Annotated in this window: 23 protein-coding genes and 2 pseudogenes; 9 read left to right on the forward strand and 16 right to left on the reverse strand. The window is 57.9% G+C overall.

Annotation, left to right across the window (positions count from 1 at the left end; translation table 11 throughout):
* The coding region (locus tag MRBLMR1_RS09970; RefSeq protein WP_500064401.1) for a PAS domain S-box protein at positions 1-1,084 on the reverse strand (1,084 nt) is incomplete at its 3' end.
* Positions 1,085-2,356: 1,272 nt separating this feature from the next.
* On the opposite strand from MRBLMR1_RS09970, the gene MRBLMR1_RS09975 reads away from it, so the two are divergent.
* The 4 genes and pseudogenes from MRBLMR1_RS09975 to MRBLMR1_RS09990 all read left to right on the forward strand — a co-directional run bounded on the left by MRBLMR1_RS09975 (position 2,357) and on the right by MRBLMR1_RS09990 (position 3,992).
* Positions 2,357-2,851 (forward strand): YciE/YciF ferroxidase family protein, encoded by a 495-nt coding sequence (locus tag MRBLMR1_RS09975; protein ID WP_183687713.1) that lies wholly within the window; start codon positions 2,357-2,359, stop codon positions 2,849-2,851.
* Between the two features lie 60 nt (positions 2,852-2,911).
* On the forward strand, positions 2,912-3,109 hold the full coding sequence (locus tag MRBLMR1_RS09980; protein WP_183687715.1) for a DUF2934 domain-containing protein: 198 nt from the start codon (positions 2,912-2,914) through the stop codon (positions 3,107-3,109).
* Between the two features lie 54 nt (positions 3,110-3,163).
* A pseudogene (locus tag MRBLMR1_RS09985) lies at positions 3,164-3,550 on the forward strand (SDR family oxidoreductase); the annotation flags it as partial.
* A gap of 34 nt (positions 3,551-3,584) precedes the next feature.
* On the forward strand, positions 3,585-3,992 hold the full coding sequence (locus MRBLMR1_RS09990; protein ID WP_210298124.1) for a GFA family protein: 408 nt from the start codon (positions 3,585-3,587) through the stop codon (positions 3,990-3,992).
* 22 nt (positions 3,993-4,014) lie between these two features.
* Here the strand turns inward: MRBLMR1_RS09990 and MRBLMR1_RS09995 are convergent, their stop codons facing one another.
* The 12 genes from MRBLMR1_RS09995 to MRBLMR1_RS10050 form a co-directional block, all read right to left on the reverse strand.
* Positions 4,015-4,461 (reverse strand): YetF domain-containing protein, encoded by a 447-nt coding sequence (locus tag MRBLMR1_RS09995; RefSeq protein ID WP_183687717.1) that lies wholly within the window; start codon positions 4,459-4,461, stop codon positions 4,015-4,017.
* A gap of 7 nt (positions 4,462-4,468) precedes the next feature.
* A complete protein-coding gene (locus tag MRBLMR1_RS10000) occupies positions 4,469-4,984 on the reverse strand; it encodes a hypothetical protein (RefSeq protein ID WP_183687719.1) in 516 nt (171 codons plus the stop codon).
* A 73-nt stretch (positions 4,985-5,057) separates the two neighbouring features.
* Positions 5,058-5,897 (reverse strand): SMP-30/gluconolactonase/LRE family protein, encoded by an 840-nt coding sequence (locus MRBLMR1_RS10005; protein ID WP_500064407.1) that lies wholly within the window; start codon positions 5,895-5,897, stop codon positions 5,058-5,060.
* Complete coding sequence (locus tag MRBLMR1_RS10010; protein ID WP_500064409.1) at positions 5,894-7,675, reverse strand: glycoside hydrolase family 15 protein; 1,782 nt, start codon at positions 7,673-7,675, stop codon at positions 5,894-5,896. Before MRBLMR1_RS10010 ends, MRBLMR1_RS10005 begins: the two co-directional genes overlap by 4 nt.
* Positions 7,675-8,574, reverse strand: coding sequence for an SDR family oxidoreductase (locus MRBLMR1_RS10015; protein ID WP_112456584.1), 900 nt, complete (start codon positions 8,572-8,574; stop codon positions 7,675-7,677). The genes MRBLMR1_RS10010 and MRBLMR1_RS10015 overlap by 1 nt, the downstream gene beginning before the upstream one ends.
* A gap of 111 nt (positions 8,575-8,685) precedes the next feature.
* Positions 8,686-9,291, reverse strand: coding sequence for a flavodoxin family protein (locus MRBLMR1_RS10020; protein WP_500064411.1), 606 nt, complete (start codon positions 9,289-9,291; stop codon positions 8,686-8,688).
* A 137-nt stretch (positions 9,292-9,428) separates the two neighbouring features.
* A complete protein-coding gene (locus MRBLMR1_RS10025; protein WP_500064413.1) occupies positions 9,429-10,235 on the reverse strand; it encodes an SDR family NAD(P)-dependent oxidoreductase in 807 nt (268 codons plus the stop codon).
* A gap of 12 nt (positions 10,236-10,247) precedes the next feature.
* Positions 10,248-11,417, reverse strand: coding sequence for a zinc-dependent alcohol dehydrogenase (locus tag MRBLMR1_RS10030; protein WP_500064416.1), 1,170 nt, complete (start codon positions 11,415-11,417; stop codon positions 10,248-10,250).
* Between the two features lie 13 nt (positions 11,418-11,430).
* Positions 11,431-13,239 (reverse strand): YbhB/YbcL family Raf kinase inhibitor-like protein, encoded by a 1,809-nt coding sequence (locus MRBLMR1_RS10035; RefSeq protein ID WP_500064420.1) that lies wholly within the window; start codon positions 13,237-13,239, stop codon positions 11,431-11,433.
* Positions 13,240-13,305: 66 nt separating this feature from the next.
* Positions 13,306-13,833 carry a DUF4142 domain-containing protein gene (locus MRBLMR1_RS10040; RefSeq protein ID WP_500064424.1) on the reverse strand — a complete coding sequence of 176 codons (528 nt, stop codon included), beginning with the start codon at positions 13,831-13,833 and terminating at the stop codon, positions 13,306-13,308.
* Positions 13,834-13,845: 12 nt separating this feature from the next.
* Complete coding sequence (locus tag MRBLMR1_RS10045; protein WP_500064426.1) at positions 13,846-14,904, reverse strand: alpha/beta hydrolase; 1,059 nt, start codon at positions 14,902-14,904, stop codon at positions 13,846-13,848.
* A gap of 318 nt (positions 14,905-15,222) precedes the next feature.
* Positions 15,223-15,462, reverse strand: a complete 240-nt coding sequence (locus MRBLMR1_RS10050; protein WP_500064428.1) for a DUF6894 family protein — start codon at positions 15,460-15,462, stop codon at positions 15,223-15,225.
* A 141-nt stretch (positions 15,463-15,603) separates the two neighbouring features.
* Between MRBLMR1_RS10050 and MRBLMR1_RS10055 the strand changes: the two genes are divergently transcribed.
* Positions 15,604-15,747 (forward strand): hypothetical protein, encoded by a 144-nt coding sequence (locus MRBLMR1_RS10055; protein ID WP_183687741.1) that lies wholly within the window; start codon positions 15,604-15,606, stop codon positions 15,745-15,747.
* 47 nt (positions 15,748-15,794) lie between these two features.
* On the opposite strand, the pseudogene MRBLMR1_RS10060 reads toward MRBLMR1_RS10055, so the two are convergent.
* Positions 15,795-17,429, reverse strand: a pseudogene (locus MRBLMR1_RS10060) (response regulator); the annotation flags it as partial.
* Between the two features lie 268 nt (positions 17,430-17,697).
* Between MRBLMR1_RS10060 and MRBLMR1_RS10065 the strand changes: the two are divergent.
* The 4 genes from MRBLMR1_RS10065 to MRBLMR1_RS10080 all read left to right on the forward strand — a co-directional run bounded on the left by MRBLMR1_RS10065 (position 17,698) and on the right by MRBLMR1_RS10080 (position 20,535).
* Entirely contained in the window at positions 17,698-18,111 is a 414-nt protein-coding gene (locus MRBLMR1_RS10065) for a nuclear transport factor 2 family protein (RefSeq protein ID WP_183687747.1), read from the forward strand.
* A gap of 100 nt (positions 18,112-18,211) precedes the next feature.
* A complete protein-coding gene (locus tag MRBLMR1_RS10070; RefSeq protein WP_183687750.1) occupies positions 18,212-19,273 on the forward strand; it encodes an aldo/keto reductase in 1,062 nt (353 codons plus the stop codon).
* 54 nt (positions 19,274-19,327) lie between these two features.
* Complete coding sequence (locus tag MRBLMR1_RS10075; RefSeq protein WP_183687752.1) at positions 19,328-20,077, forward strand: glucose 1-dehydrogenase; 750 nt, start codon at positions 19,328-19,330, stop codon at positions 20,075-20,077.
* 44 nt (positions 20,078-20,121) lie between these two features.
* On the forward strand, positions 20,122-20,535 hold the full coding sequence (locus MRBLMR1_RS10080) for a nuclear transport factor 2 family protein (protein ID WP_183687754.1): 414 nt from the start codon (positions 20,122-20,124) through the stop codon (positions 20,533-20,535).
* Positions 20,536-20,573: 38 nt separating this feature from the next.
* Here the strand turns inward: MRBLMR1_RS10080 and MRBLMR1_RS10085 are convergent, their stop codons facing one another.
* A complete protein-coding gene (locus tag MRBLMR1_RS10085; RefSeq protein ID WP_183687756.1) occupies positions 20,574-21,470 on the reverse strand; it encodes a LysR family transcriptional regulator in 897 nt (298 codons plus the stop codon).
* A gap of 110 nt (positions 21,471-21,580) precedes the next feature.
* On the reverse strand, positions 21,581-21,991 hold the full coding sequence (locus tag MRBLMR1_RS10090; RefSeq protein WP_183687758.1) for a hypothetical protein: 411 nt from the start codon (positions 21,989-21,991) through the stop codon (positions 21,581-21,583).
* Positions 21,992-22,029 lie beyond the last annotated feature (38 nt).

Raw genomic sequence — 22,029 nt, forward strand, 5'->3', positions numbered from 1 at the left:
GCCGCTCCGCCTCTTTCTTCGCGGAGATGTCATGCGCGATTTTCGAGGCGCCAACAATCCTGCCGGCGGAGTCATAGATCGGTGAGACGCTGAGGAGAACGTCGACCAGACGTCCGTCCTTACGCCTTCGCTTCGTCTCATACGCGTCAACCGGCGACCCTGCCCTGATCTGCTCTAGAAGTGCCGGCTCCTCGTCGGTCCGGTCTTCCGGCACGAGCATCAGCACGGATTGACCGAGGACTTCCCCAGCCTTGTAGCCGTAAAGGCGTTCAGCCCCGCCGTTCCAGGAGGTAATGTTCATGGCCAAATCGATGCCGAGGATGGCGTCGTTAGAGGATGCGATGATCGAGGCCAGTCTGCGTTCGGCTTCCTGAGCCTGCTTGCGCTCGGTGACATCGACCGAGATGACGGCAACCTGGTGAATCCGCCCTTCGTCATCGCGCAGAGCAGAGACCGTATTGTTCACCCAGACGAGGCTACCGTCTTTCCGCACATAGCGCTTCTCCATGTCGAAGCTTTCGCCGGTCGCGGCCAGCCGGTTGAACAGGCGGGTCTGCTCGGGCATGTCATCGGCATAAGTGATGTCCGCAATGTTTTTTCCGAGAAGTTCGTCCTCTTCATAGCCGACGATCTCGCAGAATCGCCGGTTGATGTGCAGGATCTTGCCTTCCAGGCTTCCCTGGCCAATGCCGGCGGCCGACTGGGATATGACTGCCCGAAGCCTTTCCTCGCTTGCCTGCAATGCCTGATCGGCGCGGACGCGATCGGTCGTTTCGTTGACGATGCAGAAGACGCCGCGGACCGCGCCATATTCATCATGAATGGCCGAATAGGAGATATCGAAATAGACGGTTTCCGGATAGCCGTGACGCTCGATGTAGAAAGGACGATCCTTTGCCGCGACCGTCTCGCCGGTCTCCATCACCCGGCGCAGGAGGGGTTCGAGATCATCCCAGAGTTCGGCCCAGTTCTCTCGCGCCGGCCGGCCAAACGCCTTGGGGTGTCGTTGGCCGATCGTCGGAGCATACGGCTCGTTATAGAGCGCGATCAGGTCGGGTCCCCAGAACATCACGATCTGGGCCATTGCCGGCAGCATGATATCGACAGCAGATCTGAGACAGGGGGGCCATGTCGACGGCGGGCCGAGGATGGAATCGTCCCAGTTTCCGCTCTCGATAAGCCGAGAGATCTCATCCGTCCCTTTGAAAGTCTTCCCCGCTTCGCTCCGCATTGGTACCCGCTTTACATTTCCATTGCGTGACCGCGCCTCGTTCCCGATCTGTCGCTGGCAGATTTATGGCGCAAGCACGGCTCGGCAAGCCTTTCCGCAATGAAATCAGCGTGAGATGCCAGCTGGGCTCGTAAATCCCTCCTCAGTTGACCGACTGTAATTCGGTCTTGACCCCGCACGCCCGATTTCCCATATCGCGCCGCAAAGAAGGGGAAGGCTATGCGCGCGTTTCTTGAAACGGCATTTGGACCACAAGAGTTCGAGATAATTGATGAGGTATTCCATAATTGGCTAGACACGCACCGCGTTTTTAAAGGTAGCCTAGAGGCTGAGCTCGCCGCAGCGATCATAATCACCCTTTATCGAGAGGGCCATGATACCCGGTTGGCGCTAGAGACTGCCATGTCTCAGCATCGCGGGCTGAGTGATCTTGCCGGTTAGCACCGAGGTCTTGAAAGGAAATGAACCCTCGACCAGCCAATTGATGGTCGTGTTTTCTCATTTATAATTCAATCCTAACAAGAGCTTGAAGGACTTTCATGCTGCCGGAGTAAGGCTTGAACCGTTCCTGCGAAGTCCAATGGCCTCCCCGTATGCAACAAGCCTATCGAGATGCACAAGATCAGAAAAGGGCTTACTGAGATTTGACACAGCGGTCGGCTATACATGCTGCGAAAGCCATTCGGAACGTTTCCCAGCTCAACAGGCCGGCGTCAGTCTCGTCACAAAAGATGAGCGCTAATCGAGGTTTAACCGCCCTCCCCCTGACGTAATAAACACAGATCCATCGGCCCGATCGACAGCGGATGGACTATCGCTCGTGCACGGTGATCACCGCGACTCCAATCCCGATGCCCAAAGATTGAGCAGGATCTGGACGGTAAGCGACAATGAGATGCCGGCAAAGATCGCCCTTGTTGTGGGTGCTGTTAATGTAGGGATCGGTGATTGGGCGTGGTCTAATACCACTGACTACCTCTGTCACGCCTCTCTCCTCAAAAGGGGTTTTTGATTGCGGTAGAAACTTGGCTAGATGCCGTTTTGTTTCCAACCGATCATTGCCGCATTCCGGAACAAATGATCGCCCGGAAAGTTGATCGGCGCTGCAACAAGGGAGATTCAGCAATGGCTAGCACCAAAACACTCGATGACCTGTTCCTCGATACGCTGAAGGACATCTATTATGCAGAAAAGCAGATCATCAAAGCCCTGCCCAAAATGGCGCGCGCTGCCGACTCCGAAGAAGGGAAGGCCGGATTTCTTCAGCACCGAGAGGAAACACAGGGACAGATCGAACGTCTCGAGCAGGTGTTCGAACTTCTCGGCAAGCCCGCTCGCGGCAAAACCTGCGAGGCAATCCAGGGCATCATTGCCGAGGCAGAAGAGATCATCGACGAATTCAAGGGATCGGTAGCCTTGGATGCTGGTTTGATCTCGTCGGCTCAGGCGGTCGAACACTATGAGATCGCGCGTTACGGCACTCTGATCGAATGGGCCGGACAGCTTGGCCTGACCGAGGCGGTGTCGCTGCTCAAGGCAAATCTTGCCGAGGAGGAAGCGACTGACAAGAAGCTCACCCAGCTTGCCAAGGCATCGGCTAACACTAAAGCCAAAGGCTGATCATTATCGTGGCGGCGGACCAGCCCGCTGCCACGTTTAAATTCAATGTGGAGCTTTGAGATGGGCAACGAACGAGACGAGTGGATAGCAGCCAGGGCCTATGAGCTTTGGGAGCAAGCTGGTAGGCCGGAAGGTCAGGATCACGAGCACTGGTCCCAGGCCAGCCGCGACTGGGGAACTACGTCAGCAGGGCCAGCAATCGAAGTCGTCATGGGACGACGAGGAATACTGAAAAATATGCGTATGTCTCATCCATGACTAAGTCGAGTGCCGCGAGGCCGTGTTTAGGATCAAAGCGCAGTCGCGACTTCCACGGCTTCAAACCCCGAGCGGCGCTTCATGCGGGCCGGCAGCTCCATCATCAACACGACGTCGATCCAGTCTTGGCAACCCTCACCACAACTGCTGGCCTATGCTTCAACGAAGGGAGCAATCTCGAACTTCACAGCCGGCCTGGCGGAGATGGTTGCGGACAAGGGCATCCGAGTAAATGCAGTTGCTCCTGGCCCCATCTGGACTCCACTTATTCCCTCGACAATGTCGGCCGAGAAAGCCGCCAAGTTTGGCGAGCAAACATTGATCGGTCGGGCTGGCCAGCCGGCGGAACTTGCCGGGGCCTATGTGTTGCTAGCGTCCGATCTCGGCAGCTACATCACTCGGGCTGTCATTCTGGTGACGGGCGGCGAGGTGATGATCTGACCGCAATCCGCCGGTCCTCGAAGAGGGTGCACTGATGAATGTGGTGGCAAAATGGACCGGCGGATGTCTATGTGGCGCATGCCGGTATGAGTTCACTGAAAAGCCGCTATATGCCGGCTATTGTCATTGCAATATGTGCAAACGCGCGACCGGCGGCGGCTTCGCTGTCCTTGTCCAAGCGAGAAAATCATCACTGAAGTGGATAGCGGATAAGCGGACCGTATATCGCTCGTCTGCCATCGCCACGCGAGGATTTTGCAAGAAATGCGGCTCTCCGCTTTACCTGCAGTATGATGGTGACGAACTCATCCGGTTGACGGTGGGATCGTTGGATCGACCAGCCGATATATTCCCAAGCGGACATTACGGTGTGGAAAGCAAGCTAGTCTGGGCAGACATCGGTGGAGGCCTTCCTGAGGAAGAAACTCAGGAACAGTTGTGATTTCCACCCGCTCGTCCGGCGTTTACTGCTCTCGTGGTACAATGCTGACAGCGCCATCTGCCTCGAGCACCGCTGACTTTATCTGGTCCAGCCGTTCCAACCCTTGCTCCTGCCGAGCGGTCGTCAGCACATCCTCCAAGCTCACGCGTGCACGGGCGAAGGCGCGCAGGTCAGGCCTGCCGTCGGATATAAGGACGGTTGGTGTTCCGTCGATGACGCGCGCCAACCTGGGTGCCCACTGCTTGACGTAGGAGAGGCCGATATCGAGGCTGAACAGCACGATGATCAGAAGCGTGGCATTGACGATGGAGAAATCGTCACCCAACAGCGCCTGCTGCGTGGTTTCGGCAATGATGAGCAGCAGCACGAGGTCGAACGGCGTCATCTGCGCAACCGTTCTTCGGCCTGACAACCGCAACGCTATCAGCAAGATGAAGTAGATCGCTGCTCCCCGAATGATCGATTCCATTACACCCTCACGGAAAGATAAAGCTGGAAAGCGAGGCAGGTGCATCATCGACGATAATATCAAACGTAGCCGAACCGGCCGTCTGGGCGCGCAGATGTAGTTTTATTACCCCACCGTCCTGCCTCGGATTGTCGAAATGCAATCTCTGCCCGCCGGCCTCGATCGCTGTCCGTATCGGCAATGGCTGGATGTCCTCGACTTGAAACACTTTGGCGAACGCGTCAGGCAAAAATAGCGAACGGGTTTGCTTGGCAGGATCAGGCTTGTATTTCACGGTCATCTCGTCCGTGCCCTCCCAGCGTCCGATCCGGGGATGTTCGACAACTGCTCTTTCGGTCTCTGTAACTTTTGTCGCGAGCGGACCGCCTGCCCCAAATGCACCGAGCATAGCGAGCACTATGATCAGCGAGAACATCAACCAGGCAAATCGTTCAATCGTCCAGAAGCGCTCTTGAAACCTGCGGTGCTCATCCAGTTGTAGACCATCCTTTCGGACGGGTGGCTGTTCTGGAATTCTGCTCACGGCTCAAACCTCGTTGCCTTCGATCCTTCTTAACGCCGGTGACTGCTGAAGGTTTCGGTGCAAAGTCTGTCGCTCATCGATGCAACTCAAACTGAAAAACCTGTCCCGAGAGAGGTGCGGAACGCCGCTCCTCGTCACTCATTCCGTCAAAAGCGGTCGTGATGAACAATGTCCTTCGGTCCAATCCACCCAGGCAGCAACTGGTAACGTTTGGCGCGGCAAGATCGACCTTTCCAACGATCTCGCCGCGGATGGAAAGAATGTCGACCCTGGAGCCGCCGAAGATCGCCGCATAGAGCCTGCCCTCATCATCGGCCTCCAGTCCATCCGGACGGCCGTTAACGGTTTTGGCAAAGACACGCTTGTTTGCCAGCGAGCCATCCTCAAGGTTGTAGTCGTAGACCCAGATCGTATCGCGGCCCGTGTCCGCGTGAAACATCACCTTCTCGTCGACACTCCACGCCTTGCCGTTCGCATTGGTGTAGCCACCCTCGACTTCCTGCAGATGATCGCCCTCAAGCAAGTAGAGTGCTGCCGTCTCCGAAGGCTCGGGGGAGGTATCGATTGTTCCGACCCACAGACGCCCTGCCGGGTCCAGTTTTCCATCGTTGAGGCGGTGATCATGCGGAAGGTCGAGGAGAGCGATGGGAAACTCGTCTCCTGTGTCAGGGTCAAACTCGTATACACCGTCAGCCAAGCCAACCAGGATCTGTCCATCTTGGCGGGGGAAGACAAAGCTGACCTGCTTCGAAACCGTCCAGGACTGATGCAGCTTCTGGGCCAGTTCGTACCGGTGAATTGACTGTTGCACGATATCGACCCACCATAGCGACGAGGAATGCTCGTCCCAATGGATACCTTCACCGAGCTGACAAGCCGGCAAAGAAGCATCTAGGAGCACAGCTTGTGTCATCGGTTTTCCTGCAGCGAATAAATGGCGTGAAGAAGGGTGAGATGGCTGAGGCCCTGAGGCAAGTTGCCCAGGCCTGCACCGCTGGAAGGATCGATCTGCTCGGGCAGAATGCCGAAATTGTTGCCGAGTGGCTTTAGCAGATCCTTTAATAGCTCTTCCGCTTGATCGACCTCGCCTAGAAACGCGAATGCCTCCACGAGCCAGCAGGAGCAGGCGACGAATGTTCCTTCCTCGTCTGACGCGCCGCTATATCGATAGACAAGCGGTCCGACAGCAAGTTCCTGGTGAATGGCGTCGCGGGTGCGGGCAAGGCGATCTTCATGTTCGAAGCCGAACCTCGTCGTCAAAAGCAAGGCGGCGTCGAGCTTTTCTGTCCCGGCAAAGAAAGTGTATGCGCCTCGGTGCTGCGACCAACAATTGGCATCGATCCAGTCACGGATATTGCGGCTTTCCGTTTCCCAACGGTCCGCGTCACCGCCTATGTGGCCACCACGTGCAAGCTGCGCCGCGCGATCGAGCGCCAGCCAGCAGCCGATCTTGGAAAAGGTATAATGCTGCTGCTCCTCCAGTTCCCACAGACCGGAGTCCTTTTCCTGCCACCGATCGACGACTTGATTGGCCAAGCGCTCGACGAGGCGCGCTGTCGCTGGATCGAGAACATGCCCCATGTCAGCGAATAGCGCAGCAGTTTCCAAGAGATCCCCATAGCAGCTGAGCTGGACCTGGCTTTTGGCACGATTGCCGGTCCTCACGGGTGTCGATCCTTTGTAGCCCGGCACCTCGATGATCTCTTCGTCCGGAACTTCGCCACCGCTCAGCGTGTAGACCACCGAAGGGGTCGGGCCGTCTTCATCGATTGTACGGATCAACCAGCCAAAGGCTGCTATCGCCTCGGATAGCGCGCCAGCGCGGAGAAAAGCCTTGATCGTATAGGCAGCATCGCGGATCCAGGCGTAGCGATAATCGTAGTTCTTATCCTCCCCAATCCGCTCGGGAAGCCCTGACGTGGCAGCTGCTGCGATGGCACCGGTTTTGGAGTAGAGCAGAAATTTGAGGGAGAGTGCGCATCGGACGAGGTCGGAGCGAAACGGTCCTTCATAGGAAAGCTTTTGCGACCACCGTCGCCATTCGTCATCACTGAAGTCGATCCTCGCATCGATCTCTGACAAGTCAGGGATTGCCAATGGTGCCCTGTCCGCAACCAGATAAGCAATACAAACTCTGCTGCCGGCTTCGGCTTTATAACGCGCCTTTGTAATTTTGTCGGCATCCTCAACAATTGAGACTGCGTCCGGATGACAGAATGTCGTTGTCAGATCACCGATATAGCGGATAGCGGCGTTCGGGTGATTGACACGCTGGACCTCGCCTTGGGCGCAGATAGGACTGATAACAATCTCGAAGTCGACAAAGCCGGACAGTCCTTCAATGCGGCGCGCAAGCTCGCACCATGGCAGCCGCCCGCCGGCCCCACTGTTGATTGATTCCGTCACACGAGCCGTACCCGTTTCGGTGATGAAAATTGTCTCAAGAACATTGCTGTCTTCGCGATATTGCCGCTCGATGGAAAATGGCTGGATCGGCGAGAGTGAAAAACGCCCGCCGTCGGCATCGTGCAAACGGTTGAAAAGTGGCGGCGAATCCATGTCGGGCGCGCACCACCAGTCGATCGACCCATCTGCGCCGATTAATGCGACAGAGCGCCCCTCGCCGATAGCCGCATAGTGCTCGAGCGGCAGAAAGCCGCCCGAGCGTTCGGGTGTGAGCGATTTCAGCATCAGGGCAGCGTGTTGCCGCCAGTGACGCCGAAAACTTCACCGGTAATATAGCTCGACTCCTGAGTGGCCAGGAACACGTAGAGCGGCGCACATTCGGCGGGCTGACCGGGACGTTTCATCGGCACCTGACTGCCGAACTTGACGATCGCCTCCTGCGGCTGACCGCCCGACGTCTGCAATGGTGTCCAAACCGGGCCGGGTGCGACGACATTTACACGAACGCCCTTGTCGATGACCTGCTTGGACAGTGCCTTGCTGAAGGCAACGATCGACGATTTGGTTGGTGCATAGTCGAGCAGGCTGGCAGACGGCTCATAGGCCTGGATCGAGGCGGTATTGATAATAGTCGCGCCCTCCGGCATGAGCGGCAGTGCCGCCTTGCAGATCCAGAAGAGTGCGTAGACATTGGTTTTGAAGGTCTCATCGAACTGCTCGGTGGTGAGTTCGGCGATGCTCTCGACGGACTTTTGACGGCCGGCCACATTCGCAAGCAGATCAAGGCCGCCGAGTGCGCTGTGCGCCTGCTCGACCAACTGCTTACAAAACTCTTCGCTCTTCAGATCGCCTGCGATAGCGACTGCTTTTCGCCCTTCCGCCTCGATTAGCTTGACGACTTCGTCAGCGTCGGACTGTTCTTCCGGGAGATAGTTGATGACGACGTCGGCACCCTCGCGGGCAAACGCGATAGCCGCTGCCCGGCCGATACCGGAATCTCCGCCCGTCACGAGAGCTTTGCGGCCATTCAGCCGGCCCGAGCCTTTATAGCTCGTTTCGCCGTGGTCGGGAACCGGGTCCATCTTAGATGCGAGACCTGGGACGGGTTGCGGCTGTTTGGGGAATTCCGGCTGGGGATATTGCGTCAGGGGATTTTGAATATCGAATTGGTTGGCAGATGCCATTCTCATTATTCCTTTCTTGGGGACGATGGGAAAGACTTGGCGCCGATAGATGTTCCGAGGAAAATATCGGAGATGACCTGTCCCGGCCCGCTCGCAATTGAACGGTCAGCCCTAGCCGGGAAACGGGTTGTCCTTGGTCAGCCGCGCCAGATGAACAGTGTTTCGGGCCAACATGTTGACCGTATTCGTCACCACTTCGGGCACATCGGACAGATCAACAAAATTGGTGCTGCCCATCGCCTCCCCCACCCAATAAGCCACAGCATTGGGCGCAATCGTGAAGCCAACATCATTCAAGGCCTGGTAAATCTCGGCAGACGTATGATGCGCGCCGTCTTCATTGCCGACCACCGCAACCGCGGCGACACGGCCATAGGAAACCATCCGTCCCTCATCGTCGGTTTCCTCCAGGAATGCGTCCATGCGCTCCAAAGCCCGCTTTGCTACGCTGCTCGGCTGACCAAGCCATATCGGTGTGCCGATGATGAGAATGTTTGCATCAAGGATTTTCTTACGAATAACCGGCCAATCATCCCCCTCGCCTTCATCTGAGGTGACACCTGGCTTGATATCGTAATCCGCAAGACGAAGGATTTCCGTCTCGACACCATCCTTTTCCATGGCTGACCCGATCAGAGACAGCATGCGATCCGTCGAAGAGGGCTCGCCTCCCGTCGATTTGAGCGTTGCGTTCAGCGCGACTGCCTTGAGTGTCATGGTCATCATCCTCTCGACTTTCAAAGAATAGGCGGCGCCATGCGACGGTCGGCGCCCTAACGGCTTCTGATGCTTGTGCACACAGCCGCGATTGCTTGATCCGCCATTGATCAGCGGATTGACTGAGTGCGAAGAGCCTAGATGTCAGGCTTTGCCGAACCGGGCTCAGCCATCTTGCGATGCTGCTTGGCCAGTGTTTCTGAGGGCATGACGTTGGCGGCCGCCGACATTACCTTGTTTTTCCAGCCGGATACGACATCGCCATCTCCGTCCATCATGGCGTCAAAGCCTGCCTTTGCGACCTCGGCAGGGTCATCCTTCTCGCCCTGACCGACGGCTGTATCCAGCATATCAGCACGAGCGAAGAACTGAGTCTCAGTTGGTCCCGGCATCAAGCTGGTTACTGTCACGCCCGTATCCTTCAGTTCCTCACGAAGCGCGAACGAGAAGGAAGTGATGAAGGCCTTGGTACCGTTATAGACCGCCTGGAACGTGCCCGGCATGAAACCCGCGATCGAGCCCGTCAGCAGAATGCGACCGGCCCCGCGGCTGCGCATCTGCTGTCCGATCTGCTGGACGAGATACGTGGTCCCGACGATATTGGTGTCGATCACGCGGCGCGCTTCGGCGAAATCCTGATCAAGAAAACCCCTACCAAGTCCGCGACCGGCATTCGCCATCAACAGATCTACTGATCGGCCATCGGCCGCAATGTCCTCGATCAGCCGGTCCACGCCTTCGATCGTTGAGAGGTCGGCGTTTACGGACTGTACCGAAACGCCGAAATCCTGGAAGTGAACGGCCATGTCTTCGATCTTTGCCTCGTCGGAGGCGATGATCAGATCATAGCTCTTCGAAGCGGCAATCGTCGCCAGTTCCAGTCCGATCCCGCTTGATGCGCCGGTCACCACGGGCAGACCTTTGGCCGGTTGTGCAATTTCCATCGCCGCTCTCCTTCAGGGCTTCAGGACGACTTTGACGCAGCCGTCCTTCTTTTCGAGGAAGGTCTTGTAAAGCTCCGGCCCATCTTCCAAACTACCAATATGGGTGATGATGAAGGACGGATCGATCTCGCCATTTAAGATGCGATCCATCAGGACGGGCAGGTAGCGCTGAACGGGGGTCTGCGCCATCTTGAAGGTCAGACCGCGATTGATGGCCGACCCCATCGGGATCTTGTCCAGATAACCGCCATAGACGCCGACGATCGAAACCGTGCCGAAGTTTCGGCAGCAATGGATGGCTTGGCGCAACACATGCGGCCGGTCGGTCGCCATGAAGGTCGCGACCTTAATCCGATCGAGACGTGCATCCCAGCTCGCGGAAGGGTCGGACTCGGTGCCGACCGCGTCGATGCAGGCATCAGCCCCTCGCCCGTTCGTCAGCTCCATGATCCGGTCGTAGATGTCCTTGTCGAGGTAATCGAGAGTGATGGCGCCTGAAGCCTCGGCAAGCGCAAGCCGCTCAGGAACGCTGTCGATGGCGATGACCCGTTCGGCGCCCAGGATGAAGGCGGACTTGATCGCCATCTGGCCGACAGGCCCGCAGCCCCAGATGGCGATCGTATCGCCCGGCTGAATGTTGCAGAAATCGGCAGCCATGTAGCCGGTCGGAAAGATATCGGAGAGAAACAAGACCTGCTCGTCCGTCAGGCCATCCGGCACCTTGATCGGTCCGGCATCTGCAAACGGCACGCGCAGATATTCGGCCTGACCGCCGCTGTAGCCGCCGAGCAGATGCGTATAGCCGAACAGGCCGGCCGGCGAATTGCCCCACATCTTGGTGACTTTTTCCGGCTTCGGGTTCGACCGCTCGCAGCCAGAGAAAAAGCCGCGTTTGCAGAAGAAGCATTCGCCGCAGGCAATCGTGAAGGGGACGACAACACGGTCGCCGACCTTCAGTTTCTTGTTGTCCTTGCCGACTTCCACCACCTCGCCCATGGTCTCGTGGCCCATGATGTCGCCATGGTGCATTTCCGGCATGATGCCGTTGTACAGATGCAAGTCCGAGCCACAGATGGCGCAGGCCGTGACCTTGATGATGACATCTCGGCCATCCTGAATTTCCGGATCGGGAACGCTGTCGCAACGGATATCGTGCTTGCCGCGCCAGGTCAGTGCTTTCATCGTCTCAATCCTCCTACTTCTCAGCCATCTTGCGCTCAAACGTGCCGACGATCTGGCCTTCACCGAGCACGTGTCCCTCCATCGCCTTCAGCACCGCGTCACGTTTGGCGCCGGGCTCGAGGCCGAGGGTTTCGATATCGAGGGCAAAGACCTGGAAATGATAATGATGTGCCGGATCGCCGACGGGCGGCTTAGGCCCGGTATAACCTATCGAGCCCATGCTGTTGGCGCCCTGCTTCATCTCCTTCGGCTCCTGAAGGATCGGCGTGCCGGGAATACCTTCCCGCAGCTTTGTCGTTGCGGCCGGAATGTCGTAGGCAAGCCAGTGTGTGAACGGCTTCGGCTTTGCCGCATCCGGGTCGTCGGCAACCAGCACGAAAGATTTTGTCCCCTGCGGTACCGAGGCCCATTCGATCGCCGGAGAGGCGTTGTCGCCATCAGCGACATATTGAACCGGGATCGGACCGTCCTTTTCGAAGGCGGCTTTGACTGTAATCGCCTGATCGCTTTTGACGTCCACGAGATCGACAGCGATCTGCGACGCTGGCATATCGGTGACGACATTGGGAATGGTCGCAGCTCCCGCCACCTGTTTGGCGACTGCGCCGACATAGGAAACCTTATAAACCACGCCATTGCTGTCGTCGGCGACGAATAGCGATCCGTCTTGGCCGACGGCAATGCCGGTCAGCCGTCCCAGATAGCCGTATTTGCCGTTTTCCTGCTGCAGCAGAAAGCCTTCCAGGAATTTCTCGAACCCGACCGGCTTGCCGTTTTCGAAATTGACACGCACCACCTCATAGCCGCTGGGCGGCCTTCGGTTCCAGGAGCCGCGCATGGCGATGAAGGCGTCCCCGCGATAATCCGCCGGGAATGCATTGCCGTCATAAAACGCCATCTGCATCGGCGCGCTGTGGGCGGTGTAACCAAGGACAGGCTCGGTCGATTGCTTCGCCCATTGATCGAGCGTGATGCCTTCGGGCGGATTGATATGCGGGTTGATGCCGCTCATGCCGTAGAAATACGGCCAGCCATATTTCTTGCCCTGTTCGATCCGGTTCAGTTCCTCGATCTGCACCTCGTCGCCTAGCCAGTCGATGCCGTGATCGATGCCGTAAAGCGCACCGGTCGTCGGTTCCCAGTCGAACCCGATCGTATTGCGCAGGCCGCTGGCAAAGATCGTGCGCGTCCTTCCGTCTTTGCTGGCGCGCACGATCGTCGCATTTTCCGGATTGTCCTCCTGGCACTCGTTGCAAGTGCTTCCGATCGAGATGTACAGCATGCCGTCCGGGCCGACATTGATCGTCCGGTTGGCGTGCTGGCCAGCATCCGGCAGATCGTCGATGATGCGGCTCAGCGGCCCGAATGTGCCATCTTCGTTGACGTCCGCCGTATAGACGTCGTGGATCGTGACCAGAAACACCTTGTTGCCGTCAAACGCGATGCCATGCATGTTCGGCCGGCTCGCGACCGTAACTGCGCCATCCGCTTTGCCGTCATTGTTATCGTCCTTCAGCATGATGACGTCGCCGACCGTCCGGCGGGTCGCGTAGACGATCCCCTTCTGCGAGACGGCAAGCATGCGCGGATTAAACAGGTCGCGGGCGAACACATCAACCTTAAAACCAGCAGGCGTCTCGATGAGGCCGCTAAGCTTGGCATCATCCTTTACCACCAGTTTTTCCGGTTCGAGGATCGAGCCCTGGATCGTGACGTCGGACGCCTCGCCGACCGTTCCCTTGATCTGGGCGTAACTTGCTGACGGCAGCATAACCGCAACGACGGATACGGAAAGCGCAAGGGCTGAAGGGCGGCTGGCCATGGAGATCTCCTGTGGTTGCGTAATGAAAAAGCCCGACCTTACGGCCGGGCTTCGGGTTGGTCAGGATCAGTGCGCTGCGACCAGCTTCATCACATGCATCTTGTGCATTTCGAGCTTGGGCAGCGTCTTGGCGGCGAACTCTTTGACCGCCGCGTCATCTCCGCCCTTGGCATAGGTCGCAAACAGCGTCACAGCTTCCATATGTGCGCTTGCCTGCATGTCGATGTAGAGCGGCTGAAAATCCTGTTCGGACGCGCCTTTGAGAAGCTCCAGCATGGCGGCATGTTTCGGCGACAGCTTCGGCGCCTCATCGCCGAGCTTGGCGGCCTTTTTCAGCTCTTCGCCGGCCATCGTGTGGTCGGCGATCATCTGCTTGGCGAATTCCTTGACGTCAGCATCCTTCGCCTTCTGTTCGGCGAGCTTGCTGGACTCGATCTCGAAGGCGTTCGAGCTGGTGACGACCTTGACGAACGAGGCCTTGTCGACATTCATCGCGGCCGCGGCCTTGTCAGCACTTTCCGGCATGGCGGCAAATGCCGACGAGGACATCAGAAGCGAGAGCGATAAGAGCGAAGCGGAAATGATCTTGTTCATGATCGGCTCTCCTTACTGGGCTTTATTGAAGGCGGCGGTGAGATCGGCGACGGCAAGGTCAAGAGCCTGCTTGGCTTCCGGAACGACCTTGCCCATGCCGAAGAACTCATGCGTCACGCCGGCATAGGTCTTCATGTCGACCGCCACGCCCGCATCCTTCAGCTTTGCCGCATAGGTTTCGCCATCGGAGCGCAGCGGATCGATCTGCGCCAGGATCACCGTTGCCGGAGCGACCCCGGCCAGATCAGAACGGCCATTGAGGTTGATGCGTGGATCCTTGGTCTCATCCATAGAGGAGACCGTGTTTTTTACGAACCACTCCATATCCGCCTTGCCGAGCGGCTTGGCCTCGGCATTCTCCTTGTAGGATGCCGTGTTCATGTCGTTGCCGGCGACCGGATAGACCAGAAGCTGGTGGACCGGCTGTTTCGTCTTCTGCTCCTTGGCCATCAGCGCGACGTTTGCGGCGAGATTGCCGCCGGCGCTTTCACCCGCCACGGCGATCTTGTCGGAATTGCCGTTCAACTCGTGGATGTTCTCGACCACCCATTTGTAAGCCGTCCAGGCATCGTCGTGAGCAGCCGGAAACTTGTGCTCCGGCGCATGGCGATATTCGACCGAGACGACGATCGCGTTCGCACCCATAGCCAGCGCTCGTGGCGCCCCGTCGTAAACATTGATGTCTGCCACGACCCAGCCGCCGCCATGGTAATAGACGACAACGGGGAACGGTCCTGTTCCGCCCGGAATGTAGACGCGTGCCGCAAGCCCACCGTCAGCAGACGGAATAGTGATATCCTTGGTCGTGACCTGTGCTTCGGGGTTGGACGACAGGCGCTTGCCCCATTGGACGGCTTTGGCGGCATCCGCCGGGCTTGCTTGTGTGCGTGCTTCCGGCACGCTCAATGTCGAGAAGGGCTTTGCCTCCAGCGCGCCAAGTTTGTCGAGGACCGCTTGCATCTCGGTTGTCGGCTTCGCCATTTCCTCCGCAAGGCTCGAGCCGGCACTGCTCAAGAACACGATGAGCACAGCTGTGGCAAAGCGCGGAAGACGTTTGTTGTGATGCGTCATGCGTGATCCCTTCAGTGAAGATGATGCTTGAGGTTATCGATTCGAAACGCGCCTCCGACGCCTACGGGCTTGGAGACTTCTGCGTGAATGGCGATCAGGAATGCCGGCCTCTAGCCTTGGTTCCCGAAAAATGTCATGACTTAATCATGCGTACGCTACCGGACGAGATGCCCCCAGCCAGTCTCTCTCGCGGCTCAGACCGATTATCGACACGATTTGGCCTTGGGGCATGACCGCTCCGCCGAACTTTTGGGCTCAATTCAACTCGCGCGGATTAGATCAGTTTCTGCGGGTCGGATCTTGCGATAATCAAACCGACTATTCCGCAAGGTTCATGACGTCCTTGAACTTCACGACCTCTTCTACCCGACCGTCTTCGCCGGTTAGCTCAAAAGACTGACCATCGACAAGCTCCCCGTGGAGAACACGCTCCGAGAGAAGCTCGCGGGCCGCCTTTACAGCCTCGATGCGCGCCAGCTCCACAGTATCGAACTCAGCGCCCTCTGGATCCTGGGAAGGCACATTCCCGTCGCGAATATGGAAATAATATCTTGGCATGCATCACTCCTTCTGATGCCAAGCCAAACTCCGTAAGTCGGGAATAGTTCGATCGCGGAGGGAGCTTTTGGCCACCAGCAATTTCTCGCTGGGAACCGTCTTCCCCATTCTCGGTTGACAGCGACAACAGGAGAAAGATCGATGAGCGAGCAAGAGCGAAATCCCACGAGCGGTTCCGCCAGCAACGATCCGGCGGTCGCCGAGGAGAACCACAACGAATTGAAAAAACAGGCGGAAAAGGGAATGCGCGACGCCGGTGGCAAACTTCCGAAAGACGAGGTCTGATGAAGCGGCGGGATCTTGCCCTTTACAAAAAAAACGCCTGTTTTCACCTATGATAAAACTTCGTCCAATACAGCCTTGAGTTCTTCCAAACCATGGGGCTTGCGAAGCAGCAAAGCCTCTGGTCCGCTGTGAAGCTTCGGCGCCTCATTCATACCGGTTGAACAGACGATGCCGACTTGCGGCCAGCGACGGCGCACTTCCTGGGCCAGAGCCTCGCCGGACATGCCAGGGAGGCCCAAGTCAGTCACAAGAACGTCAATCAGCTCTTTCTCAATAATTTGCAAAGCCGCTTCCGCCGACTCGGCTTCCAGGACCGAATAGCCCAGCTCGACGACCATGTCGGCGTCCGACATCCGGATGAGGGCGTTATCTTCGACCAGCAGCACAGTCCGGGGTTTGGGATCAGTCGTCGTCCCGTCGTCTGTTTGGCTGCTGTTATCGCCTTCGCTTACTGTCCGCGTTTCCGAGGATAGTGTCATCTGCTTCTCGTTGTTCAGGAGATGTCGGATCTTTCGAGCCAATGCCTCGCGGGAATACGGCTTGGAAAGAAGCTGAACTCCGGGATCGAGCCGCCCGCCATGGACGATCGAATTCTCCGTGTAGCCTGAGGTGAACAGGACAGCGATGTTTGGAAGCCGCTCCTTGGCCTTGCGAGCGAGCTCCGCGCTTTTCAATGGCCCCGGCATGACGACATCCGTGAACAGCATATCCACCGGCATGCCGCTTTCAAGAATTGTCAAAGCTGCGCTCGCGTCAGGAGCCTTGAGCACACGATAACCCAGTTCCTGAAGCATCTCGACAACGGTGGCCCGAACACCCTCGTCGTCTTCGGCAACCAGGATTGTCTCAGGCCCTCCCTCCACTGGACCGGCCATGGTCACGACTTCCAAATCCTCCTGACTTGTCGATCGCGGCAGATACATCCTGATCGTCGTACCCTGACCGACTTCACTATAGATTTTTACATGGCCGCCGGTCTGCTTGACGAACCCGTAGACCATCGAAAGGCCAAGACCTGTTCCTTTCCCTTCAGCCTTCGTGGAAAAGAATGGCTCGAAAACCTTCTCGATCAGTTCCGGCGACATGCCTGTCCCAGTATCCGTGACCGACAAAGCCACATACTGGCCAGCGTCCACTTCCTGATGAAGCCTCGCATAGGCATCGTCGAGATACGCATTTCCAACTTCGATCGTAAGCTTCCCGAAGCCATCCATCGCATCACGAGCGTTGATAGCAAGGTTGAGGATAGCGTTCTCGATCTGCATTGGATCGACCAGTGTGTTCCACAGTCCGCCGGAGACGATGGTCTCGACCTCAACCCCCTCCCCGATCGTCCTAAGCAACATCTCATCCATGCCGCGCACAAGCCGGCCTATGTTGAGGACGCGCGGATCGAGCGCCTGACGACGCCCAAAGGCAAGCAGTTGCGAAGCGAGCTTGGATCCGCGATCCACGCCAGCCAGCGCATTCGAAATTCGACGTTCAGCCTGATCATTTCCGACCACGTGCTTCGCAAGCAGCTGTAGATTGCCGGCCACAACCTGCAAAAGGTTATTGAAATCGTGTGCGACGCCGCCTGTCAGGTTTCCAATCGCCTCCATCTTTTGCGCCTGCTGAAGTGCCGCCTCCGTGGTTTTCAGAGCCTGAGCTGCCTGCCGCTCTTCCGTCACGTCGCGTCCGACCGCGTGGATGAATGCATCGTCGGGCACCGCGGTCCAGGAAATCGTCCGATAGTCGCTGTAGCCGGCATGCGGCGTGACGACAATCTCGTCCACGCCTCGGAGCACCAGCCGTGCCGTTCCGTAGTTGTTGGCGTTGCGAGTAGTTCGATTTATCCACGTTTTCCAAAAATGGAAACCGGTCGAGCATTTTTCGCCGTTTTCTCCGCGAGGGGAGTTCCTAAGTCAGGTGGTGTGAAGTCTCGACCCATGGCTAGGAAGGAGATATGCCGTGAATAGAAAGCAGCACGAGGACGTCGCCAAGGTCTTTCTGGACGCACTTGGACGGTGCGATACCGAGACAATGGCGAGGCTCAGCACCGAGGATATGACTTGGTGGATCATGCCAGGAAACAAGTTTTCCGGCTTGCACGCTAAGGCATACTATCTCGCAAACCTGCCTAAGCTTCTGGAGGGCGCCTCCGGCCCGCTGATAATGGATTATCATGAAATTACCGGCGAAAGCGACCGTCTTGCGATCGTCGCCAAGGGCGATCTGCTGATGAAAGACGGTCGGCACTATCGGAATAACTATCACTTCCTTCTACGCTTCCGGGACGGAAAGATCGCAAGCGGCAAGGAATTTACCGACTCGCTACACATCAACGAGATCTTCGGCGCGCCCGAAACAAGCGACGCAACCTAGTCGCGAGTGAGCACTTAGCAGCTCTACACCCTCATCATTCACAACCAACGCCAACGGGCCTTTCGGTCCGAATGAAATCACGCGTCTTAAGGAGAGAAAAATGAAATACAAGCAACTTGGCAACACCGGTCTTCTGGTTTCGCAGCTTTGCCTGGGAACAATGACCTTTAGCGACGGCACGGGCATCTACGAGCATATCGGCGATGTCGGCCAGAACGGCGCGGACGAACTGGTCAAGGCTAGTATAAACGCCGGCATCAATTTCTTCGACACTGCTGATGTCTATTCAGCCGGCGCCAGCGAGCGCACGCTCGGCCAGTCCTTCAAGAATCTCGGCATCCCCAGAAACGAGATCGTGCTGGCCACCAAGGTTTATAGTCGCATGGGACCGGGTCGAAACGATGTCGGCGTGTCGCGCGGGCATATCATGGATGCCGTGGAAGCCAGCCTCAAGCGGCTCCAGACCGATCACATCGATCTCTACCAGGTTCATGCTACCGATATCTTGACACCGGTCGAAGAAACGCTACGGGCGCTCGACGATCTGGTACGCCAGGGCAAGGTCCGCTATCTGGGCGTGTCCAACTGGCAGGCTTGGCGCATTGCGACCGCGCTGGGAGTTTCCGCCCGCCTTAATCTGGAGCGGTTCACGACGCTGCAGGCCTATTATTCAGTCGCCGGACGGGATCTGGAGCGCGAATTGCGGCCGCTTCTTGAAGCCGAGAAGATGGGCCTCCTCGTCTGGAGTCCCCTTGCTGGGGGCCTTCTGTCGGGCAAGTTCAGCCGGGAAAACCAGTCGCCCGAGGGTTCGCGCCGCTCCTCCTTCGATTTTCCTATTGTCGACAAGGATCGCGCCTGGGACGTAATCGACGTGCTGAAGCCGATTGCAGAGGCCCATGGCTGCAGCCCGGCGCGCATCGCGCTCGCCTGGCTTCTTTCCAAGCCGGTCGTAACCTCCATCATCGTCGGCGCGAAACGGCTGAGCCAACTCGATGACAATATCGCTGCCGTGGATATTTCTCTCACGGAGGACGAGATCGCCAGGCTCGACGCCGTCAGCGAGCTGCCGCCGGAATATCCGGGCTGGATGCTGGCGACGCAGGGTGCTGACCGCATGGGCGCTGTTGATCTCTGGGCCGGCAAGACGTCCCAGAGCTCCTGATCGACGGGCGGGAGGGGTCTTCTTCGCCACAATCAAATCAAAAGGATAAGGATCATGCCAAATCGATTGAAGGGTAAGGTTGCCGTCGTCACCGGCGCCTCAAAGGGCCTCGGCGCAGCAATTGCGCGAGGCTTTGCCGCCGAGGGCGCCTCGGTGGTCGTCAACTATGCCGCCAGCAAGGATGCCGCCGACCATGTGGTGGCGGACATCGAGGCGAAAGGCGGCCAGGCTCTCGCCGTCAAGGCAGACATGAACGATCCGGCACAGGTGGAAGCGCTTTTTACCGAAGCGAACCGCGTCTATGGCCGCGTCGACGTGCTCGTCAACAATGCCGGCGTCTACGATTTCCAGCCGCTAGAAAATCTCTCGATCGAGCTTTTCCGCCGGCATATGGAGCTGAACGTCTTCGGGTATCTGCTCGCGGTGAAGGAAGCCATCAAATACATGCCGGAGGGCGGCAGCATCGTGAACATGTCTTCGACAGTCACGATCTTCGGACCCGAGAACGCCTCAGTCTATACGGCCAGCAAAGGCGCGATCGACGGATTGACGCGGGCGCTTTCCAACGAGCTCGCATCTCGCAGGATACGCGTCAATGCGATCAAGCCGGGTGTGGTCGACACCGAGGGCGTCCAAGCCGGCGGTTTCCTCAAGACGGATTTCGGCCCGGCCGTGACGGCCAGGACGCCGCTTAAACGGCTGGGCACAGCCGACGACGTGACACCGGCGGCGATCTTCCTCGCCTCTGACGAATCCAGCTGGACGACCGGCGAATTCTTCGTGTTTGCCGGCGGCCATCGCTGACTTCGATCCTCAAAGACGCCGCCCTGCGGCCCGGAGATTTCAAGATGACAAATGGAATGGAGAGGACGGCCGGACAGGTTGTCCAGCATTATCTCGATACGTTCTTCCGCAAAGATGTGAACAAGACGCTCGAGTGCCTGACCGACGACGTTGTTTGGAAGGTGCAGGGGGCGTCCGACGTTCCCACCATCGGCATCCGCCATGGGAAGGATGCAGTGCGCGCCTGGATGGCGCTCTTCCCCGAAAATTTCGAGCCTCTCGATTTTCGCGTAGAGCGGATCTTTGAGAACGGCGACACGGCCGTCGTGACGGGCCATTTCCGCCATCGCATCCTCAGCACGGGCAAGACCTTCGAAAGCGACTTCGCAGCGATCTGCTCCGTGCGCGATGGAAAAGTCAGCGCCTATAACTTCATCGAGGATTCCTACGGGCTCTGGAGAGCCTTCGAGCCAAACTGATATATGCGACCCGGGCGCGCTGCCGTCATGGCTGGCTCTCAGCCGGCGGAGGCGGGTCTGGAGAGATCGAGATTGGTGCGCATTACCCGATCGGCGAGAAAATCGCCGACCGCTCTCACGCGCGCCGAGGCCACGAGATCAGCATGGGTGACCAACCAGACCTTGTTGCTGAACATCTTGTCGGACGAAATGACGGGAACGAGATCGTCCCCGATGGCAAGGAAGTCAGGAATGACGGCCAGGCCCAGACCGGCTCGCACGGCAACGATCTGCGAAGGCAGACTGCTGGTGACGAGGGCGATCTTGCAACCGGGGTGCTCTCGCTTCAGCCAGGCATAGGCCGGCATGAAGGTATGACTGTCGTCCCAGGTGATGAAATGCCGACCGCCCAGCGGCTCTCCCTCGATATATGGATGGCGGTCGAGATAATCCCGGCTGCCATAGACCGAATAGGTCATATGGCCGACACTCCTGACCGTCAGATTGCCCCGTGTTGGCCGAACGACGCGCAGCGCGATATCGGCCTCGCGCCGACCGAGTTCTGCGGCAACCGTGCTGGTGATGATTTCGAGACATATCCCGGGATAGCGCTCGCGGAAGGCCGGGAGTGCCGGGATGATCAGATCCGTTGCCAGATTTTCCGATGTCGCAAGTCGCACCACCCCGCTTGGATCCTTGTCGAGGCCAGCCGCGCCGCGCTCCAGGGCAAGAATGCTGTCTTCAACCTGCTCGGCATTGCGCAGCACCTCCCGCCCCTCATCCGTAAGAAAATAGCCGGTCTGGTGGCGCTGAAACAGCGCAACGCCGAGGTCGTCCTCAAGCTCCAAGATCCGCCGACTGACTGTAGATTGGCTGACCTTGAGTTCCGCTGCGGCCTGAGTGAGGCTTGTCGTGCGAGCAACGGCCAGAAAATAGCGAAGATCGTTCCAATCCATGCGCAGCCTTTCATCTCGTGCCCTCGTCCCGGATCGCATGTCGTCCGTGGACCGGGAGACACCAATAGCGCGGAAGCTCTCACTTGAGCCAGCCCGCAGGCGGCTGCACATTATGGACGGGTTGCGATGAACTGCCAGCCTGCAATCCCGGCGAGACGATGAGGCAAGGCGTGGCGCGCATAATCCTCCGTTTCGGTGATCCTTCGCAGATCAGATAGACTTTGGTAGCGCACGATGACGATGTCGTCCCAACTTTGCGGTTCGCGCGGCACCAGCGTCAGCAGATGGCGGCCAGCATGGACGAGCTCATAAGTTATCCCCAAACGCGCGGCGATCTGGGCAAATGCTCCTGCGTAGCCCTCGTAGTATGCCGCACGGGAAGAGGGTTTTCTGTCGGTAAAATCGTTCGGGTAGAGCGGGCTCTCCCTGAAAGTCAGGAGGTTAACCATGACCACGGGGCCATCTCCGACCCGCGCCACCGCCTCGTCCAAAACATGCTTCGATAATTCGACTTCCTGCATGATCTTTCTCTCTGACATTTTTCGTCACCATGTCATAT

Origin of the sequence: Neorhizobium sp. LMR1-1-1.1, assembly GCF_040675795.1 — a bacterium.
Lineage (GTDB): Bacteria > Pseudomonadota > Alphaproteobacteria > Rhizobiales > Rhizobiaceae > Neorhizobium > Neorhizobium cellulosilyticum.

What these genes read in the sequence shown, in the direction of transcription:
- MRBLMR1_RS09995 (WP_183687717.1), bottom strand. Translation starts at nt 4,461, where the DNA reads ATGGAATCGATCATTCGGGGAGCAGCGATCTACTTCATCTTGCTGATA.
- MRBLMR1_RS09975 (WP_183687713.1), top strand. Translation starts at nt 2,357, where the DNA reads ATGGCTAGCACCAAAACACTCGATGACCTGTTCCTCGATACGCTGAAG.
- MRBLMR1_RS10015 (WP_112456584.1), bottom strand. Translation starts at nt 8,574, where the DNA reads ATGGCATCTGCCAACCAATTCGATATTCAAAATCCCCTGACGCAATAT.
- MRBLMR1_RS10035 (WP_500064420.1), bottom strand. Translation starts at nt 13,239, where the DNA reads ATGGCCAGCCGCCCTTCAGCCCTTGCGCTTTCCGTATCCGTCGTTGCG.
- MRBLMR1_RS10010 (WP_500064409.1), bottom strand. Translation starts at nt 7,675, where the DNA reads ATGCTGAAATCGCTCACACCCGAACGCTCGGGCGGCTTTCTGCCGCTC.
- MRBLMR1_RS09990 (WP_210298124.1), top strand. Translation starts at nt 3,585, where the DNA reads ATGAATGTGGTGGCAAAATGGACCGGCGGATGTCTATGTGGCGCATGC.
- MRBLMR1_RS09980 (WP_183687715.1), top strand. Translation starts at nt 2,912, where the DNA reads ATGGGCAACGAACGAGACGAGTGGATAGCAGCCAGGGCCTATGAGCTT.
- MRBLMR1_RS10050 (WP_500064428.1), bottom strand. Translation starts at nt 15,462, where the DNA reads ATGCCAAGATATTATTTCCATATTCGCGACGGGAATGTGCCTTCCCAG.
- MRBLMR1_RS10020 (WP_500064411.1), bottom strand. Translation starts at nt 9,291, where the DNA reads ATGACACTCAAGGCAGTCGCGCTGAACGCAACGCTCAAATCGACGGGA.
- MRBLMR1_RS10045 (WP_500064426.1), bottom strand. Translation starts at nt 14,904, where the DNA reads ATGACGCATCACAACAAACGTCTTCCGCGCTTTGCCACAGCTGTGCTC.
- MRBLMR1_RS10030 (WP_500064416.1), bottom strand. Translation starts at nt 11,417, where the DNA reads ATGAAAGCACTGACCTGGCGCGGCAAGCACGATATCCGTTGCGACAGC.
- MRBLMR1_RS10005 (WP_500064407.1), bottom strand. Translation starts at nt 5,897, where the DNA reads ATGACACAAGCTGTGCTCCTAGATGCTTCTTTGCCGGCTTGTCAGCTC.
- MRBLMR1_RS10040 (WP_500064424.1), bottom strand. Translation starts at nt 13,833, where the DNA reads ATGAACAAGATCATTTCCGCTTCGCTCTTATCGCTCTCGCTTCTGATG.
- MRBLMR1_RS10025 (WP_500064413.1), bottom strand. Translation starts at nt 10,235, where the DNA reads ATGGAAATTGCACAACCGGCCAAAGGTCTGCCCGTGGTGACCGGCGCA.
- MRBLMR1_RS10085 (WP_183687756.1), bottom strand. Translation starts at nt 21,470, where the DNA reads ATGGATTGGAACGATCTTCGCTATTTTCTGGCCGTTGCTCGCACGACA.
- MRBLMR1_RS10090 (WP_183687758.1), bottom strand. Translation starts at nt 21,991, where the DNA reads ATGCAGGAAGTCGAATTATCGAAGCATGTTTTGGACGAGGCGGTGGCG.
- MRBLMR1_RS10080 (WP_183687754.1), top strand. Translation starts at nt 20,122, where the DNA reads ATGACAAATGGAATGGAGAGGACGGCCGGACAGGTTGTCCAGCATTAT.
- MRBLMR1_RS10055 (WP_183687741.1), top strand. Translation starts at nt 15,604, where the DNA reads ATGAGCGAGCAAGAGCGAAATCCCACGAGCGGTTCCGCCAGCAACGAT.
- MRBLMR1_RS10075 (WP_183687752.1), top strand. Translation starts at nt 19,328, where the DNA reads ATGCCAAATCGATTGAAGGGTAAGGTTGCCGTCGTCACCGGCGCCTCA.
- MRBLMR1_RS10070 (WP_183687750.1), top strand. Translation starts at nt 18,212, where the DNA reads ATGAAATACAAGCAACTTGGCAACACCGGTCTTCTGGTTTCGCAGCTT.